Source organism: Nesterenkonia sp. YGD6, assembly GCF_022565895.1.
Taxonomy (GTDB): domain Bacteria; phylum Actinomycetota; class Actinomycetes; order Actinomycetales; family Micrococcaceae; genus Nesterenkonia.
Map to the genome: position 1 here is coordinate 174801 of NZ_JAJOYY010000002.1, position 18224 is coordinate 193024.

Annotated in this window: 7 protein-coding genes and 1 pseudogene; 4 read left to right on the forward strand and 4 right to left on the reverse strand. The window is 60.8% G+C overall.

All coding sequences use genetic code 11. The annotated features are described in order from the left end of the window. Positions 1-45: 45 nt before the first annotated feature. Positions 46-762, reverse strand: a complete 717-nt coding sequence (locus tag LTI14_RS04305) for a DNA-processing protein DprA (protein ID WP_274615891.1) — start codon at positions 760-762, stop codon at positions 46-48. Positions 763-1072: 310 nt separating this feature from the next. Here LTI14_RS04305 and LTI14_RS13325 point away from each other — a divergent pair, with 310 nt between their 5' ends. From LTI14_RS13325 to LTI14_RS04315, 3 genes are all read left to right on the forward strand, one after another. After that, entirely contained in the window at positions 1073-2425 is a 1353-nt protein-coding gene (locus LTI14_RS13325; protein WP_446740376.1) for a site-specific integrase, read from the forward strand. 1963 nt (positions 2426-4388) lie between these two features. Beyond that, positions 4389-6347, forward strand: coding sequence for a hypothetical protein (locus LTI14_RS04310; protein ID WP_241475902.1), 1959 nt, complete (start codon positions 4389-4391; stop codon positions 6345-6347). Next, positions 6334-6873 carry a hypothetical protein gene (locus tag LTI14_RS04315; RefSeq protein ID WP_241475903.1) on the forward strand — a complete coding sequence of 180 codons (540 nt, stop codon included), beginning with the start codon at positions 6334-6336 and terminating at the stop codon, positions 6871-6873. The genes LTI14_RS04310 and LTI14_RS04315 overlap by 14 nt, the downstream gene beginning before the upstream one ends. Positions 6874-7171: 298 nt before the next feature. Here the strand turns inward: LTI14_RS04315 and LTI14_RS04320 are convergent, their stop codons facing one another. The 3 genes from LTI14_RS04320 to LTI14_RS04330 form a co-directional block, all read right to left on the reverse strand. Continuing rightward, positions 7172-8482, reverse strand: coding sequence for an ISL3 family transposase (locus LTI14_RS04320; RefSeq protein WP_241475904.1), 1311 nt, complete (start codon positions 8480-8482; stop codon positions 7172-7174). A gap of 264 nt (positions 8483-8746) precedes the next feature. After that, entirely contained in the window at positions 8747-14800 is a 6054-nt protein-coding gene (locus LTI14_RS04325; RefSeq protein WP_241475905.1) for a hypothetical protein, read from the reverse strand. 19 nt (positions 14801-14819) lie between these two features. Continuing rightward, positions 14820-16910, reverse strand: coding sequence for a peptidoglycan-binding domain-containing protein (locus LTI14_RS04330; protein ID WP_241475906.1), 2091 nt, complete (start codon positions 16908-16910; stop codon positions 14820-14822). A 279-nt stretch (positions 16911-17189) separates the two neighbouring features. On the opposite strand from LTI14_RS04330, the pseudogene LTI14_RS04335 reads away from it, so the two are divergent. Beyond that, a pseudogene (locus tag LTI14_RS04335) lies at positions 17190-17591 on the forward strand (ISL3 family transposase); the annotation flags it as partial. Positions 17592-18224: the final 633 nt, after the last annotated feature.

Consider the following 18224-nt stretch of genomic DNA (forward strand, 5'->3'; position numbering starts at 1 on the left):
GGAAGTCTACGACTGGACGCGCTGGGTCAGGGTTCTCCGCGCCGGTCATGCTCGGCCCCAGTGCCCGTTGACGGTCCTTGCGTGGCCGGAGCGCTGGAGCCGGGTCAGCTCGGCGAGCACCGTGGGCAGCGGGAGCCCCGCGACGGATGAGAGCTTGCCCGGGGCGCTCAATCCACGCCTGGGCAGCGCGTCGAGGAGCAGGCGCTGGGCCTCATCGAGTCCATCCTGCGGGTGATCCCGCCCCGCTGGTCCGGGAAGCTCTGGTTGGACGGTGTGTCGGGACGGTGGAGCCTGGCGCCCGGTCCTGTGGTCGATGGCAGGGCGGGGAACGTCGGAGTCGCCCGCCGGCGTTGGTCCGTAGGCTCTGCCGCCGGTGACGAGGGTCAGAACGTCGGTGGCGTCGCGCACCAGCTGTGCCGGGGTCTCCCGCAGCAGTCGGTGACACCCCGCCGAGGAGGCGGAGAAGACGCTTCCGGGCACCACCCCCACCTCCCGGCCAAGCGTGAGCGCATGGTGGGCGGTGGACTGAGCTCCGCTGCGCCATCGCGCCTCCGTGATGACCGTGACCATGCCCAGCGCTGCGATGAGCCGGTTTCGCTGCAGGAACCGGTGCCGAGTGGGCGCCGATCCAGGCGCCATCTCGCTGAGCAGCAACCCGGTCACCGCCACCTCCTGAAGCAGACTTTCGTTGCATGGGGTTCTGTAGAAAATCAGCCTGTTGTCGATGATCTGTAGTCCAACGCCAGAGGTCTGAGTTACCATGAGTCAACTCAAGGCATCCACCAGACGGCCCCGAGGACCGAATGGTTGCCTTCTCGAATGAGAGAGGGTTTTGGTGAGCGCGTGAGACCCGAAGTGAAAATAGTCCGGGCGTTCCCAGCTGACTCCTGTGGTCTGCCTCTCGTGACCGGCCGCCCCATACATCGTCCTGCTCATGCCTGAGAGCTCTAGTGTCCCTCGAGTCCTTTGCTTGACTGGATCGAGTCCGCGCGTTTCCCCGGCCTTCCACCCGTTGGCGGCCGAGTGGCGCGACGTATCCGATCGCGAACATGCACTCGGCATTCGACCAGGCATGCCTGTGCTCATCTCCGGAGGATCAGTCGACGCCCGGCTCGGCGCCTATTTCAATGGTGGATTCAGACGCGATCAAACCGCCACCGCCGTAACGTATGCCTACGAGCTTGCAACGTGGTTGTCGTTTCTATCAAACATAGGAACCCACTGGGACGAAGCCACGCGCCATGACATACGTGCTTTTCAAGTTTGGAGACTGTACGACGGGGACAATCCTGACCTAGTGACACCCGCAACTTGGAACAAGGGATGGGCGGCACTCCGCCACTTCTACAGATGGGCGATATTAGAAGGTTGGGTGGACCGCTCACCCGTTGGTGACCAGGATCGGATGAAGGATCCCCTGGTAGTTGGCGGTTATCGCGAGAAGAACGGGCGGTCGTCTCGCGACCGGTGGATCACGCCGAGTGAGTACACACTGTGGCGCGACGTCGGGCTAAAGGGATATCGAGCCGCCAGGGCAGAGGAGGGATTCATAGAGGCAACGGTGCCCGATGAGAACTTTCGAGGACGAAATTGGGCACGAAACACCGCGTTCTGTGATTACGTTCTTGCAACCGGGTTGAGGTCAAGCGAAGCGGGTTCACTGCTGGATGTCGAGATCCCGGCGAACGTGGGCGACAAGGCCCCCATAGTTGGCAAGGGTAGTGTCTTGCGGCACTACGAAGTGTTGCACTTGAGTGGATTGGACTCCGTAGCTTCGTACCGCGAAGGTGAACGGGCGACAGCCATTCGCAGAGCTCAGCGGGCAGGTCTGTATCGGACTCTCCCAAACCTCCTGGTCGCGGACGAAATCTCCCCGGGTGGTCGAGTAGGTCAACGCGTTCGTCTAGCGAGCGGCCGATGGATCAACGTCGTGACCATGTCGGCGGAATCTCGCAAGAGATTGTTCGTCAATGGAGAGAACGGAGTGGAGCCGGCTAGTCTCTGGTTGACAGAGAGCGGGAGGCCTCTTCCACACGTCACCTGGAACGCAATATTCGACACCGCGAACGCGCGAGTTTCAGCGTCCAGAGCTTCACTAGGTGTTAGGTCACCGTGGGTACACGTGACACCGCACTCGCTCCGGTTCACGTTCGCTTTAATGCTGCTCGTGGCGGGAGTTCGTGCCAGCGACAATGATCGACTACGCGAGCCTCACGATCCCTTCTGGGCACGGAACTATTCCCATGTTTTCGATGGAGTTCGCGATCTTTTAGGTCATACTTCCACTCAAACGACTATAAACATCTACTTGGAACCACTGAAAGTGATTCGTAGATCAGACCTGTTCAACGGGAAAACAGTCGCAGATGTATGGGAACAGATTTCTACCTCAAGTGCAGCGGTCGGTTTCAACGAGGGACGGTGAACCATGAAGTCTGGATCCTCCTACTCACCAGAGTTGGACAGTTCACGCAGTTCGCATTCACCCGACAAAGATGCTCTTCTATTCACTCTGAGGCTTGAGGACAATCCGTGTTATCTCTTGGATCTGACTCGTATGTTAGGTCCCCTTCGGTTGAAGCAAGAACTCGGCGAAGCCTTCGTCTACTTCACAGCTACCAGCGATGGCTTGAGGCGCACGTCATCAGTAGGCGCTGCGAAAGCGGGCATGGCATCGCTACTCAGGTGGATCGACGCTTGGAACGACCCGAAGATCGGAGAATCGGAACCGGTAGCCTCGATGATGGATGTCACTCCATTTCATCTGCGACAGTACAAGGAGCACCTAAAAGAGACGTACAGCAGAAGCACTACCTGCCGCTATTACGGTTTCGCGACGCGGTTGATTCTCGCTTCACAGGGGTCCTCCCCCGAGTTACGCAGAGAAGCAGCCAGGCGAACGGACCCGTTCCCACTTCCGTTGACCCGGATTCATCGATACTCCCAGAAGGAGTTCCAGGAAATCTCCGTCGCGGCACGTCGCAGCGTCCGGACCGCGCACGCACGGATCACTCACTCCTTCGCTCTGGCCCTTCAGTCCGAGGAACGCGACGGTCGGGAAGTCGAGAAGGCCAAGGCCTTGAAACAAGTCCTCGAAGTTGGCGAGCCGAAGTCTGAGATTGGGATGCAGTCCCTTGGCGTGCCGGAGCACACGGCCGCCGGGAGGAGGAACCTGGGACCAGCCAGAAGGCACTTATTCTTATCCCCGGACGAGGCCTACGCTGCCGTGGTTCTTCTCGCTTGCCATCGCGGTCTCAATCTATCGACCATCATTTCCGCGAACGTTCCAACCGATCATCAAGCTGGAGTCGCCCAACTCGACTTGGACAAACCAAGACGCGGTTCTGCGCTCAGATTTTGGGCGGAGGTATTCATTGATTCCGGCGAAACCGGGGAGAGCATTGCAGGTTCCGGCTACAAGGACCTCATGATGGTGGCTCAAGCAACAGAGCCTACGCGCGCATATCTCGCCAACCAGGAACAGTCTAGTCATCGACTAGTTGTGTACTGGGCTGATTTTGCGAGTCAACCAAGGTCAGGGTTACCTCTAAACGAGGTCAGGCGCAAATCCCAATGGGTGCCTCCCGGCACAACCATCAATTTTGGACGACTACGCCGCGGTGCCGAAGGCAGGGGGCGGGGCGTAAGCCTGGAACCCACCAATCACAGTGAGGAAACATATCTACACTACGTTCGTACAGACCCAGACGCCCTCATAGAACAGCAAGAAGCGGCCTCTGCAGCTATACAGAAACTGGTCGAACACTCGCATCAGGGGTTCACTCTGCGACTCTCTGCGAACGAGGATGCCCCAAGTGCCAACGATGCAGTCATAGCCAACTGTTCCGACCCGTTATCACACCCTACGACTGGCGCGCCCTGCACTACAGGTTTCTACTCTTTCCTCGACTGTCTCGACTGCCCAAACGCCGCCTCAGTCCCCCGGCTGTTGCCCCGTCAGCTGGCGGCGCTGCAAGTCCTAGAAACGCTGAGGGACAGTCTTGGGCCCGCCTGGGAGGTGCGGTTCGCCAGGCACTACTTTCAGCTTCAGTCTGTGATCGATCGATGCACTCCTACAGAACGGAGACTCGCCGCACCGGAGGCCAAAAGTCATGTCCCCTTGGTACTCGCAGCTCTTCGGCATGGAGTCCCAGATGAAGTCTCCTGATTCATCGCAACCAGTTCCGCTGAATGGAAACCATGCCCAAGATCTCCCCTCCCGGGGTGATCCGAGCATCCGCCCGGAGCGCGTGCACAATCCAAGTTGCGTCATTGCCAACTTCGAGGCGCCCGTGTGGCCTCTCGCTGCGCTCGACGTGGGTTCTCGGCCAACTGGGACTATACATTTCGAGGGGTGGCCCGATGGCTTTCAACTATTCGCTCGGCACGTGGCCTACGCTCTCATCAATTATGGGAACCCAGAGTCACAGCTGGACAACGTCAAAAACACGGTCGTCCGGTGGCCCGGCACAGGGAGTATTGTTCTCACCCTTTATAGGCTCCGCTCCCACGTAGTCTGGCTCACGACAGAGTGGTCGATGTTGCATCCATTAACTCCCGTGTCAGGACCCGAGGATCTGGACTCTTCACACCTCGATGATCTTAGACTTTGGGTCGAAAATCGCGGTCTGGAAGAACGATCTGCAGGCGCACACCTCTTCGAGGTCGTGAGGACGTGGTACTTGAATCCTTGGTTACCAGCTGAGTGCCAATGGCCCGAACCGTTGTGGCGTCACGGAAATTGGAAGCCCAAGAGGAAACCCGACGAAAACCGGACCGTTCGTCTCTCGGAGGCCACCTTCAGTCCCCTGCTTGAGTGGGCGACTTCATTTGTCAACGACTTCGCCTCCGACATATTTGACGCGCACCACCACTACGTCGAATCAATTAAGAGAATCAACAGGAATAACTCAGCGTTCAAGTGCCTCAGATGGTATCGGGAAACTCAGACGCCTCTGCCATCGCACGCCGGGTCTAGTAGATATCACAAAGTGGATTGGCGATCTCTCGAGTATCGACACTCTGTCTCAAAAACTGATCTAGCAAACGTCTACTCAAAATCTGATCCTGAATCATATTCGTATACCGATTCGCTGGACGAATTCGTGATGGACTTTGAGGTGACCCGCTCGTTTCACGGGAAGCCGTGGATTGATTCGATCCGCGTCTCGGACATGGTCGTAGGATATGGAACGCAGAAAGCTTATGGTGATCACTCGCTACTGATGCAGTTGCGCACAGCAAGCCTTATAGTTGTGGCGGCGCTTACTGGAATGCGGCCAGATGAGGTCTGCAACTTGCGCGATGGTTGCGCCCGTGAGCCCCTTCTCTTGCCAAGTGGATCGCGACTGCAACTGATAGACGGCGAAGTCCTCAAAGGGCCAGCCCGTCATGACGATGGGTCCCCCAGGATGCCGAGAGAGGCGGTTTGGGCGACAATACCAGTTGTAGCCAATGCAATACATGCTGCAGAACAAGTAAAGATCTTGGTCGGCCACGAATCGGGCCCACTGTATTCTGCTGATGGATTAAATGTGATCACGAAGTCAACGTCCGTTCGATGGATCCAATCGTTCACTGAGTTCGTTAATACTCGGTTGGTCCCCGCGACTTCTGATCCAGAGACGTTCGCCATTCCCGCGGATCCCGACGGACACATCACCCTACGGAGGTTCCGTCGCTCGTTGGCGTGGTTCATACGAAACCGCCCGCACGGAGACGTCACAACAGCGATACAGTTTCAGCACCTCGGAACCGTGACGGGAGAAGGGTACGCCGGGACCAAAGAGTCCGGGCTGCCTGAACTGCTTCTAGAAGAGGATTGGAATCACCGCCGAGAGATGATCCGCCATTTGGCTGACCAACGAGACTCTGGTCAAGGAATTAGCGGACCCGCCGCCCAGCGGGCGATCGATGCAACCCTGAAGCTCCCGCGGCAGATGCTTCCCGGTGATGAGCGCCGACTTCGTCGTGATCCCGGTCTCTTGGTGTACGACAACCCCGCAGCGTTAGCCCTGTGCATCTTCGACGAGACCAAGGCTCTCTGCCAGAAGGTGCAACTCAAGAATGTTGAACCTAACCTACTGGGCTGTATCGATGGCTGTCCTAACTGCGCTAGAACTGACGAACACCTCACGGAGCTCTCCCAGCAAGCGAAGCGTCTGGAAGCCGAGGCGGAGCTTGCCCCTCTGCCGATGGCCCAATCTCTCCGGGCACGGGCTGCACGTAACCAAAAGATCGTAGAAGAATCAGCGAATAGCAGGGTCGGCCCCGACGCATATCCGAGCCCGGATCCGGTCCGTCTGGGTGAAGGCACTGAGGAGACTGGGCGGCATGGCGAAAAGTGAAGTTGACGCAACTTTTGAGGAGCCGGTAGCACCCACCAACGGTGAAATCGCCAGAGAAAAAGATCCCGTGCGCAGAGCAATCCTTAGCGCGATGCAACGACTACTCCTGGGACACCCGAGGATCGTGCCGCGAAATGCAACTTCTTTTACCGACCTTGCCAAAGAGGCAGGACTGCATCGGTACCATCTTTACCAGAGCCATCCAGACCTTAGGCAGCGCTATGAATTCCTGCGCGGAAGCTCTCAACGACTTTCTCCCAGAGAGGTTCACCTGACCCACTTGTTGGACCAAGCCAAGGTGGAGCTCCAGGAAACGAAGTCCTTGCAAGGCAGGACTTCACAACTGGCCCAAGACTGGAAAGGTCTCAGTGAGGTTCTTGGCCGCGCCATCAACGTTCTCCAAGAGGAGTTGCAGCGAGAGCAAATCACCACGCGGCGACTGGCCCGGCGGTTGGAACGGTTAGAAGAAGGACCCGGCTATGCTCCGCCAATCCAGCTAAGGAGACCCGACGGACCCAACGATTGAGAGACTCACTGGGGTCACAGCGTGGACCAGCGTAGGTGTGTTTCTTCGGTCGACATCGGTTATCAAACCCAGGCGTCCAGGTTTCCGCTTGGAAAGGGAGATCGGAGTATGGGTCATGTCATGCATTGTCAGGCAAGGCGCTCGGAAGCAGTCGAACTGCCTCCTTATTTGCTACGCCGGGTCGAACTCCGTTGGGATCGTGTCTCTGGCAGCGCAGTGACAATGGAAGTCTGAACGAGCCAGCTAGGTGTGACGAAGACGAGCAAATAACGGACGGTAGGCGGAACCGAAATCCGGCTCATCGCAGATGAGGGTGTAGCAGCGGTCTGAACCCGCCAGTGTCCAGCAGGGATCTGGTGATGTAGTGGGCGAGGTTCCGGAACCCCAGTGCCGTGCCACGCAGATGTTCGAGTCGTCCGTTGATCGCTTCTGTGGGGCCGTTGGAAGTGCCGGGCCTCTCGAAGTAGGCCAGGATGTCCGTTGCCCGGCGATTGAAAGTCCGACCCAGACTGATCAACTCCTGCAACCGGCGGGGCACCGCTCGATGCAGTGAACTGATCACCGCCTCCAGCTGCTTCTCGCCCTCACCCTTCGAAGGGTTGCGGTAAGCGGCGACGATCTTCTGATAGATCCTCCAGGTCGCTTCGACCTCGACATGGTCATCCTCGGTGAAGACCTTCGTCAGCCGCTGGTGCTGCTTCTCGGTGAGCAGATCAGCGCCGGTCTGAAGCGTCCTCCGGGTGCTGTAGAGCGGGTCACCAGAACGTCCCCGGTGTCCCAGGGTTTCTTGTTGGACCCGCTGCCGGCACCGATCCAGTGCATCACCGGCCAGAGCGACGACATGGAAGGGATCCATCACCGCGGTCGCCTGCGGGAGTTCCTCGGCGGCGGCGGTCTTGAACCCGGTGAACCCGTCCATGGCCACCACCTGAATCCCGTCCCGGAAGTCTGCGCTCTGGTCGTCGAGCCAGGTCTTGAAGACCTGCTTGGAACGGCCCGGAACCATGTCGAGCAGTCGTGCCGGCCCGGTGCCGTTGCGCACTGGGGTCAGATCGATGATCACGGTCACGAAGTGGCTGCCACGACCGGTGTGGCGCCAGCAGTGCTCATCAACGCCGAGCACGGTGACCCCGTGGAATCGGACTGCGTCATTGATCAGCAGCTTGGCTCCGGCGGCGAGGACGGCGTCGTTGACGGTGTGCCAGGCGGCACCGAGTCCGGCGGCGATCCGGGTGATCGACATGCGGTCGATCACCAGTGATTTCAGCGCCCAGAGCACCGCGTGGCGGCTGAGCTTCGCTCGCGGTGCCGCCGCGCAGCTGGTGTCTTGGCGCCAGACTCTGGCGCAGTCAGCGCACCGGTAGCGCCGTACCCGAACCAAGAGTGTGGTGGGCCGCCATCCCAGTGGAACGTGCGCGAGTTGGCGCACTACGGTGCCGATCGAGACGCCCTCGGCGCCGCAGTCTCGGCACCAGGGGTCGTGGTCGAGGACCCGGCATTCCAGCACGGCTCGGCGTTCTTCGAGGCGCTGGCCTGTGATGGTGAGTCCGAGCTGGTCGACCAGGCAGAAAGTATCAACGTCAGGGGTGGTGAAAGTAGGCTTGACCACGTCGAGGTCTTTCAGATGGGCAGTGTGAGAACTTCCATCTTCGGAAGGCCTCGACGTCTATCTGCGCACCGCCACGCCATCACGTGCCAGCAGTTGCTACACCCCCAAATGCGAAGAGCCATCAAAGACATCAAGAGGGTCCGCTGCGAATACCGCGACATAGAGAACTACCGCCGCATACCGACTCAAGTCACCCTCACCAGGTCAGCAGCATGAAACAGGGCCGCCCGCTGAACTGCGAAGAGACCCGAATCAACGTTGTAGTCATATCAAGTTGGTCGGTAATGCGATCCTGCTGGAACGCAACGCATTGCGCGCGGCGTCATTCAACCTGTCGAGGTCCAGCGTAAAGGTAACTCCATCCTCGGACACAGAGGCGCTCATGGCGCAGCGTCCGCTGTCTAGCTTGAGCCAGTTCGGACGACTAAAATCAAATTCCCAGTGGCCCACCTCCGGGATCTTCGTACAGAGGGATGTCCAGCGCCACCGGCTGATGTCGTACCAGGGAATACATAGGGTCTGAGCGGGAACATCGACGACCCACCTGGTCCCGAATGTCATAACGTCGACTGAGACGCTGGCGGTAGTTTGACTGGCGATATCTATTGTTCGCGGTGTGACCTTCACTTGGAGGTTTCCATCGGTCGACCAGGCGAGGCGCGCTAACTTGGTCTCGGCTACCTCGAGATCATATGAACCATCTGACGTGACGTGGACGTCCAGGCTTGCCGAAACGTCCTCTCCGCCAGTAGAACTGGAAAAATGCCCGGTGGCCGCGCCCTCGAATATCGCCTTGTTATCGTGAAGGAGCGTGACGTGACCACAAAAACCGACGGCATTTTGCGCCGCCATGGCACCCGAGGGTAGGGGGACGGATTGCCACAGGGCGCCGGAACTAGCGACGAACTCCCCCTCGGCCCTGAGCCGCAAAGAACCTACAACGACGCTCACGACACTGTGACCGTACAAAAAGGCGCTCGGTTTTGCCCCCCCGCCGACGACCATGCCGGCCAACTGAAGCGTGTCGTTGCCGAACTTCGTGGAGAAACCGCCGAGCAGAGCGGGCTCCGCGGGCACCGTATACCGCCCCGTCGACGAATTCCGCAGGAGGTCGGCGAAGTAAAATGCCCCGTGGATGCCGCCCGACCGCTTTATTCGGTACTCTTCGCGGGCAAGAATCGAGGTAAGATACAGATCGTCGGACTGCTCAAAGCGCTCCTGGACTGCGTCATTCTCCGCCCGGGTAGGGGGTCTACTGACTACTCGAGGCGCCACCAGTAATTGGTCGCGAAGTTGGCCGGCCTTTGCGGGCCCGTTCGGAACGGAACTGACCATCGCCGCTGGCAGGTCGTGGGCGGTCCACGTCCGGTCCCTACCGCGTACGCGAAGCCTGTAGCGGTCACCCTCCACTACCACCTTGTAGATGGCAGTGGCCGCCTGAACGGGCACGGCGAAACTCCCACCCGTGCGTTGGCGAATCTCGTACCCCACAACTTCCTCCACCGTCTCCGTTGGATTCTGACGGGGGGGCGCGAACAAAGACGTTTCGTGCGCCACGACGTCGGCGAAATGCTTCCCATGAAAGGTGCCGACGGTCTCCGTGCGGGTTGCAAGGCGAGGTGGTGTCCCCCATGTCACCATGGCCGTATCCCGAATCGAGGCGGCCAGACCCTCCACATTCATGTCCAGCCGTGGGATATCAGGAAATTTCAGGCTCTGTGCCCCGAACTCGTGGGCGAGCGCCTTCGTAATTTCTCGATGGGCGCTGGCGATAGCGAGCTCAGCATCGCCCCCCGTTGCGCCAGCATCGGCCAGCCTGTTCTTCAGTTGCCCAAGTACCTTCCCCACTTCTCGACGCGCCCTCAACGGCCCTCCATCGGGCACGAGACGCTCGACCTCGAGCGCCTGCTCTCGGACGGAGAAGAGCGCCGTATGCGTCCAGGGAACCGACACCGCAAGGGCTCGAGACGCAGGGTCTGGTTGGAGCAAACGCCCTATCAGACTGTTCGCCATCTCCGCGGGCGGAGACAACAGCCGGCTGTCGGCAACAACAACCTCGTCTCGCTTTGTGATCGCATCGATCAAGACCGGCCGCAACTTCGCGGCAACGGTCGCTGCGTTGAGCGGGACGCCGCGTCCGATAAGACCTGCAACTGCTGCCTCGATGCTAGATGTGACCTCCGCCATCTCGAACCTTGCGAGGGCTTTTTTGCGGGCTCGGGCGTCGGTCAAAGGGATTGCGCTCAGGGCACCGACGAGGGCGTTGGCGGCCGCGTCCATGTTCCTGCGACGGTCCTCTTCGAGTTTATCGATTTTCTCTGCTCGGATCCGTCGGCCAGCGAGGGCCTTTGCGGCGGCTCTGGCCGCGATCCTGCCAGCGTCGGGTGGGATAGAGCGCGGGTCAAGAATCGTTTCCCGATGAACTGGCCGCACCGACTCTAACGTGGGGCTCTCGTTCACGGGTTGCATCCCTGTAGTTGCGGGCGGCCTCCAGTTAGCCGCGATGCCGCGGGGGCGACGTCGCTTGTTCTCAAAAAAGAGCACCAGTTCGTCGTGTAGCTCATCCGATGACAACAGATACAGGGAGCCACTGAACTTAAAACCGCCCAAGTCAATGACGTGCTCCACCCGTCTAGCTTCCGGGGGAATCATTCGCACAAGGGCGCCTGGATCTTTGGCCACGAGGTCAAGGAGATCTGCCCCCGCGTCGAGTGTGCCCTTGGCTTTCTGCATCAGGTCGATGGCACCATTGACAAAGTCGGCAACGTTCACTTCCAGCGTCACTCGTGCTGAAGCGGCCTGACTACTCAGACCTGGCAAGTGGACCTGGAGCAAAGCCGTAAGGCGGGCGAAAAAGACCTCCCGGAGGGGTGATCCGTCAGGAATAGCATGAGCGAAGCCGCCTGCGGCCAGGGCCGCAAGTTCGAGTAGTGCCTGTAGCGAGAACGCGGGCAGGGGGCGCTCGAAGGTCAAGTCGAAGAAGGCCAGGCCAGGTAGATTGCCGGATATGCCAATTCGATCGGCGTACAGATCTCCCATGGACAACGGGGGGGCGATCCAGTACGGTGGGTTCGCCGTGACAAAGGGCGGGATGACAGCCAACGGGTTGAGCATGAGGCCGAGAAGCGGGTCGATGAATATTAGGCTTCCATTCTCGACGGTGAACCGAGCAAAAAAGGCCCCCCGGTCCCATTGACTGGCATCAAGATAGGCCTCAGCGTTCGGTGAATCTACCGGGTTGGGACCGCCAAGCACAAGGCCGCCATCGCCGCGGAAACCGGGCCACAGCAGGAAATACGTGGGGCTGAAGGCCACGTCACGGAGGTAGGTCGTTACTAGGCGAGTGTTTCCGACACCCACGATAGCCTGCAGCCCCAACTCCCCCAAAGCGGAGCCCCGGGCGCTCCGCTGCGGAGGTCGGAAAGAAACTATGCCCTCCGGGAGAGGGGCTGGCGGCGCTGTTGCCGTCGCCCCAAGCTGGACGTCGAACGTGGCCGCGGGCAGAATCACGCCCGACCCCCCGACTGTCATGTCCAGTTCGGGAGTGGGAACCACGTCGGCGTCCAGAGCGAACGCAAACTCGTTGCGACCCCAGGCGTAGGCAAGCAAAAAGTTCCTGAAATTGACCTCGACGCTGACGTCGCCAGGCAGGGGCAATCTGAGAAACGGCTCGCTAGAGTCGGTACCTTCGCGTACGATGCGAACGAAGACTTTGTCGATCTCCGCGCCGAGTTCCAGATGCAGTTCCGTCAGCGGGGTCAGGGCCTCAACAAAGCGAGGCAGTTGGATGAGCCGGACAGACCCCTCCACAGTCGGGCCAGCAGAGGTCACGCTCAAGCCTAGGTTGCTTATCTCGAACGCGAACACGCCCTGGGACCCTAGCTCACCCGCGAGGTCGGTGAGGAAGTCATCGACGGCGGCCAGGGCCACACGCTGGCTTACATCGAGTCCGTAGGTAGCGGCGATAGCGGCGACGTCGGCGGCACCCAGGATTACCGTCGGGTCCGGGATCGGCGCAGTAATGTGAATGGGATCCACCGAGCCAGCGGTCAGGAAGATTCCAAAGTCACCCGGCTCCATTTTGAGGGCGATCGTCATGTCGAAGGTCTCGCCGAACACCTTCGTTTCGAGCGAGCCGCTGAGCCGGATGCTCAGCTCGTCCGACAGCGTGGCCGCGAGCCGGAGCTCGCTCGGTGCCACCTCAAAAAAATCCGCCGGCGAACTCAGCCCCGGCAGCGCGGTCGCCGCGGTCGTCGGCGCCCCGTTGGGATTGACCACTCTCCCAAGGGCTTCCAGCAAGAGGAAGCGCGGTGGGTCGCCGGGATAGAAGGCCAGTTCGATCGACGCCTCGGTCTGCGCCCCGTCGGACTCCACCGCCAGGGAGAACGTGCCCCCTCCCGGCACCGCCTGCCCCAGCGGCTGCAGGACGACACCCAACTCCGTCGGCAGGCCGAGTTCTCCGGCCAGCCCGTTCAGGTAGTCATCCATCGCTGACGGCATGACCGAGCCCGCCAGAACAAACCTGCCGCTACCGGGGCGCTTGCCGTTGCTTAGCTCGATTTTGGTGACCTCGAGTTGGACAAGGGAGGCGGTCGGCCTGGCAGAGCCAGGCATGGCGAGGTCCAGAGCCACCGGATCCGTAAGTTCCAGCGCAATTTGCGGCGTGTCGCCGTCTTCTGTAACACGTAGGGTCGCGCGGACGCGACCGTCGGAATCCCCGGTTTGAACGGCGAGGACCCCTGGGATTGTGAGAAGCATCGGTAGACGGACGACGACGGAGACCGAGCCGGAGCCGGACAGTGGGTCATTCGCCGACGCAGCGATCCTGGCGTCCGGGTCCGTGTAAACGATCTCCGCTTCAAGTCGTGCCTCCTCCACCTGCGGGCGCCAGGAACTGGGGAGAAAGGACCAAAGTTGGGCGACATCCGCGACGTGCGCGCCTAGCTGCACGTTCATGCGTCGTAAGCCGCTTGACGGGTCGTCGAACCATGTGATGGATGCCTGCACTACCGTGCTATCCGTTGGCGTAGGCAAGAGAGGCGGCAATCCAAGCCGCGCCTTCAGATTCTGCCATAGCAGGGTGGCCTCTGCGCGGATGTCGCGTCCAACCTGACCGCCGTCACGCCATTCGGTGATCACCAAAGCCACCCGCTCAACGTAGCCAAGTGGGCCGAGGTCAGCGCCCTCGACGCTAAGGCGCAACTCATCCCCATCAGCTTGATGCTGCAACCGTCCAAAGGCAGTTTGTACGCGCAACGTCAACGACGGGAGCGCGACGGTTAATCCCGACATCACGCCGTTAAGGGTGACCACATCAGAGGTAAGTGCCCCCTCGAAGGATGCGCCCTCGTGGGTGATGTTGCCGAGGGGCGTCCGAAGTGTGGCCGGCCAACTGGTCACACTCGCCGCATACTCGTTCCAGTCGCCCTCCCCGCCCTGCCGCATAGTGATGGCAAGACCCAAGGGCGAGGAAAGGAGAGGAACCTCGAGCAGCCCTTGGACACGGAAAGTCACCGGCGTGCTTTCTTCAATGTCGATATCGATGGATTCGATCCCCACGCTCCAGTCGGCGCTAATGAGGTGCCCGAGGCGCTCGGAGGCTGGATCCACATGCGAATGTTTCACGAGTAGGTTGAACTCCTGATGAATGGCGCAGGCGACACCCTGCTCACCGATCAGAAGGTCGGTGATCTGAACCTCCAGTCCCTGGACAGCCCCGAACCTAAGCATGGGAAGGAAACGAATCGATCCTGACTGAGCATAGACCCCGCGGAACGCCTCTTCATACCCGTGCTCGGCGATCTCTGCAGGCGTCGTCTCCGTCGATCCGTCGACAATAATGCCGGTCAGTGACAAAATGATGCCGGTCCTGGCGATCTCACACGGTGGCAGGGACAGTGACACAGTTGGATCAAGCAACTCGATGTCGTCGGGGGTGATACGTAGCCCCCCCGTCACACTAATCTCGGGAGCCCCGGCTTCAGGATCAAGCGGGTGGAGGAGCCCACTCTCAAGGCGAAAACCGACACCAGTTCCTTCGATTTCAATAAACCAGTCTTCGGAAACTACTGCTCGCACCATCAGGGCACCCCCTTTATTCGGGTTGAGCACAAGGGACACCGGCACACCGGCGAGCCGCAACACGAGAGGCTCGTCGAGAATCACGCTGCCAGTGAGCAGCGGCCCGAACGGCGTGTGACGCATGGCAACTTCTGCGATGCTCACGTCGCGAAGCAAGGCAACTGCATTCGGTATCAAGGTGGTCACAGCAGTACTATCAAGGTCGAGCACATCAACCAGCGGTTCATAGGTTGTCATCAATCTATCCTTTCGGGGATTAATCAAAATCGCCGAAGCGCCACCGTCGGTATCCGCCGCCATAGGCCTTGGCCGGGATGGCGGTCAGGTCGGACTTGTTGGCGCGCGGTATCTGCTTTGGTGTAGATCCATCCTGGACGCTGACCCTTGAGCCGGTCACCGCGACGATCTGCTGCATGTGCCAGTAGTATCGGCCGTAGTCAAGGGCAACAAGGTCACCCGGCTGCGCTTGGCCCCTACTGACCGCGGCCGTGTTCAACTCGCCGATCATCCGGGCGGTGACGGTCGAGCGGATCTTAAAGTAGTAGGCGCTTTTTGAGTTGAAAGAACCATCGTGAGAGTGGTGCGTCAGGACGGTCGAGTAATCCCAAGACCGGTTTTCCCGCAATCGGGGGTCGGTGGGCGCGGAGCCCTGCCAGTACCGCAGCCGGAGCCGCAAGCCGTGCATGGACGCGTACTCAACCAGCAGCCGCAGTGGGAACCAATTGCATAGGTACTCTGTATCGTTGAACCGGTCAACGTTGGCAGATACCCACGTGGAGTAGTGAGTAGCATAGGTAGTCGTGCCCGTCATTATGTCGGTCCACTGGTGCTCGACAGCCCACAGTTGATCGCTGTTGACGGTGCGATAAGCCTGCGATCGCCAGTGCAGCATCTCCTGCAACGTTGGTACGTCTGCCTGGCCATTGACGGCGCCCGTCCAAGGGGTGACCGTCGCTGGATCGGCCAAGCCGACAGCATCCCTTCGCTGTGTGGTTCGCGCGTCTCGCTGGAAGGCCCGCACCAACCCTTCGGTCCGCGCATCGAAAATTCCCGTGACGGCCTCAACGGTGCCGAAGCCAAAGTCGACCAGCGCCCGCTGGAGCGGGCGTACCAACTCGCGTTCTGCCACTACGGCCTTTGCTTTCGGGTTCAATGTCAGTCCCGCCTGGTCACGCGTCCCGAGCCGCAGTGGGATCGGAGGGTCGACAGTCAGAGGATCACCGACCGTCGCGACATGCGCGGTCAAGTCCAAGAGGGTTGGTTTGCCTGTCGCGTCGAGGGGCGGCCACTGCACATCGAGCTGCGCCACCTTCGGGCCGTCCGGAGCTGCCGAGACGAGGACGGTCTCAGTTGGAGTTGTCACGTCGATCCGGCATCCGAGCCCGTCCGTTTGTCGGACGAAAACCTCTCCCACACGGTTAACGGGAGCGCTCCACAGCGGTGCTCCCGCGGTGGTCCGAGCACGAAACGTGAGAGCGTCGAAGGCCTTGACGGCGACGGCGGTCTTGGGACGTGGGCCGGGGAGAAATACACGGAGGCGCCGCCAATAGCCGTTCGTCACCGGATCCTCGAGTGCGTCAAGCGCGTCATAGAAGGCATGGCTGGCATGGCCCGACCCGGCTGCGATGCGACTCCATTGCGGCAGAGTGCGTAACAGTCGGTAGAATAGCGGGATCGGAAACGCTACAAACTCTGGCGCAGCCGTTATCGTGGGGCCAGCGGCGCTGACTATGGACGGCGGCGCGGTGTATGGGTTGGTCATAGTCCGCACGCCAAGCTGAAGTGTGGCCTGACCATTTCCAGAGCCAGCTGGCACCAAAATCGGGAAGGTGACGCCCGCAGCAACCATGGCCGGTCTCAGGTTCACGCCTATCGCGCCTCGCGCAAAAGCGTTAGTGAGTTGTGCCGGGGTGCGTAGCGTAGTTGAATTCTCAATCACGCGGACAAATCCCGCGCCGCCGGTTGCCTTAAGTGCATCAACGATGGTGGTGGCAAGGAATGCACCGCTCAGGGCAACCTGATAGTAGACAAAAGTTAGCGCGTAACCGAACGTTTCTTCAGCTTTACCCAACTCTTCAACGGCCCGCGGCGCCAACTCTAGATACAGGTCGCCAACAATAGGTGCGGCGCCACTCCTAGGATCGGCCGGAATGGTCTGCGAAGAGGCGGGCTTAAAGGTGAGAAAACCCGGGAACACTGGTTGCAGCAACAGGCGCTCTGGTGCCGAGCCGTTTACGACGACCGTCATGCGGCCCGTTGCATCGAAAGGCTCTGTGATCCCATAATCTGCAGCCTTCGAGCCCGGCACCGACTCGAATGGGGCACGAACACGCAAGGCTAGCGTCATGGCGGTCGTCAACTCTTCTGGATTACCGGCATGCTCAAAGCCTCGCCCTCTGGTGCGACCCTCGAATGCACAGGCGCCACCGTTCGTGGGCTCACTGCAACGAGGTCTCGTAGCCAGTGTGGCAGAGCCCCGGCACGGATGGTAGGCCAGCTCGCCCACGTAGGACCGTAACCGGGCTCACACAGATGGGTGAGGGAGCGCTGTCGCGTCGGCCACGGGGTAGGCGTCGAGGGCTCCGATGATGGGAGTTGCTACGCTGACCATCGGGAAGACCTCGACGTGCCTACCGCTACCTTCACGCGTCCTGACCTAACCACCTTGGCCCGCCTGGTTAACCTCGGACTTCGGGCACCGGCCAGCTGCTTGAGCGCGACCGGGCAGTGCTGGCCTGCGGGGTGGTCGAGCCGGACGACTGTGCCACCGGTGCGGCTGCCAGGGCGTGCCACGCGGCACGGTCACCAGGCGGCTGGTGTACGAGCCGTTCGGCTGGTGCCCCACGACGCTGCTGCTCAAGGTTGGTCGCAATATGTGTGCGGAGTGCGGCCGCGTGTGGCTTCAGGCACAATGGCCGCGGCCGAGCCGCGGGCGAAGATCTCCCGTGCCGGCCTGCGGTGGGGACTGCTGGGCACCGTGACCCGGCACCTAACCATGGCACGCGTCGCTGAAGGGCTGGCGGTGGCGGGGAACCTGACTTCGGCCAGGCGCGCTCCCAACTTCGCCTTGATGGCGTCGAGGGCGTCGGCGAGGTCGTCGAGGACGGGTCGACTGCGCTGATGGTGTGCTTGCCGGCGGCGATGCTGAAGGTCCGGTATCTGCGGGCGGGTCCTTGGCCTTGCCTTCCAGCTCCCGGTTCACGCGCCTGCTGTCGCCGGAGAGCTGGACGAACCGGTTGCGCTTGACCGGGGCTTGCCCGCGACGGCACCTCGGCCCTTGGCCACCTGGGTCTGGATGCCCTTGATCGTGCGCCGGCCACGGTCGTTGGCGTACTGGTAGACGTCGTCACGTCCTTGCCCCCCGTGGAGGGGCCGCCGAGCCATGGGCGGTGAGAGTGAGCCCGTTCGGCACGTCCTGGCCGGAGTGGTCCTGTCGCCACTGGTCGATGACGTAGGGGACGGGGGGCATCTTGATGCCCAAGGATGTAGGACAGCCCGGCGGCCTCGATCGCGTCCATGTTCGCCTCCGACACCATCCCGGTGTCGGCTGCGACCACGACGTCGGCCAGGCCGTGGGTGTCTATGAACGCCCGCAGCGTCGGCAGCATCGTCTTCGTCCCGGCCGGGTTGCCCCCACCGGCACCACCAAGGCACAGGGGCC

Coding starts and splice junctions, on each gene's coding strand:
- LTI14_RS13325 (WP_446740376.1), top strand. CDS start 1,073: ATGCCTGTGCTCATCTCCGGAGGATCAGTCGACGCCCGGCTCGGCGCC.
- LTI14_RS04305 (WP_274615891.1), bottom strand. CDS start 762: ATGGTAACTCAGACCTCTGGCGTTGGACTACAGATCATCGACAACAGG.
- LTI14_RS04330 (WP_241475906.1), bottom strand. CDS start 16,910: ATGACGCTAGCCTTGCGTGTTCGTGCCCCATTCGAGTCGGTGCCGGGC.
- LTI14_RS04315 (WP_241475903.1), top strand. CDS start 6,334: ATGGCGAAAAGTGAAGTTGACGCAACTTTTGAGGAGCCGGTAGCACCC.
- LTI14_RS04325 (WP_241475905.1), bottom strand. CDS start 14,800: ATGACAACCTATGAACCGCTGGTTGATGTGCTCGACCTTGATAGTACT.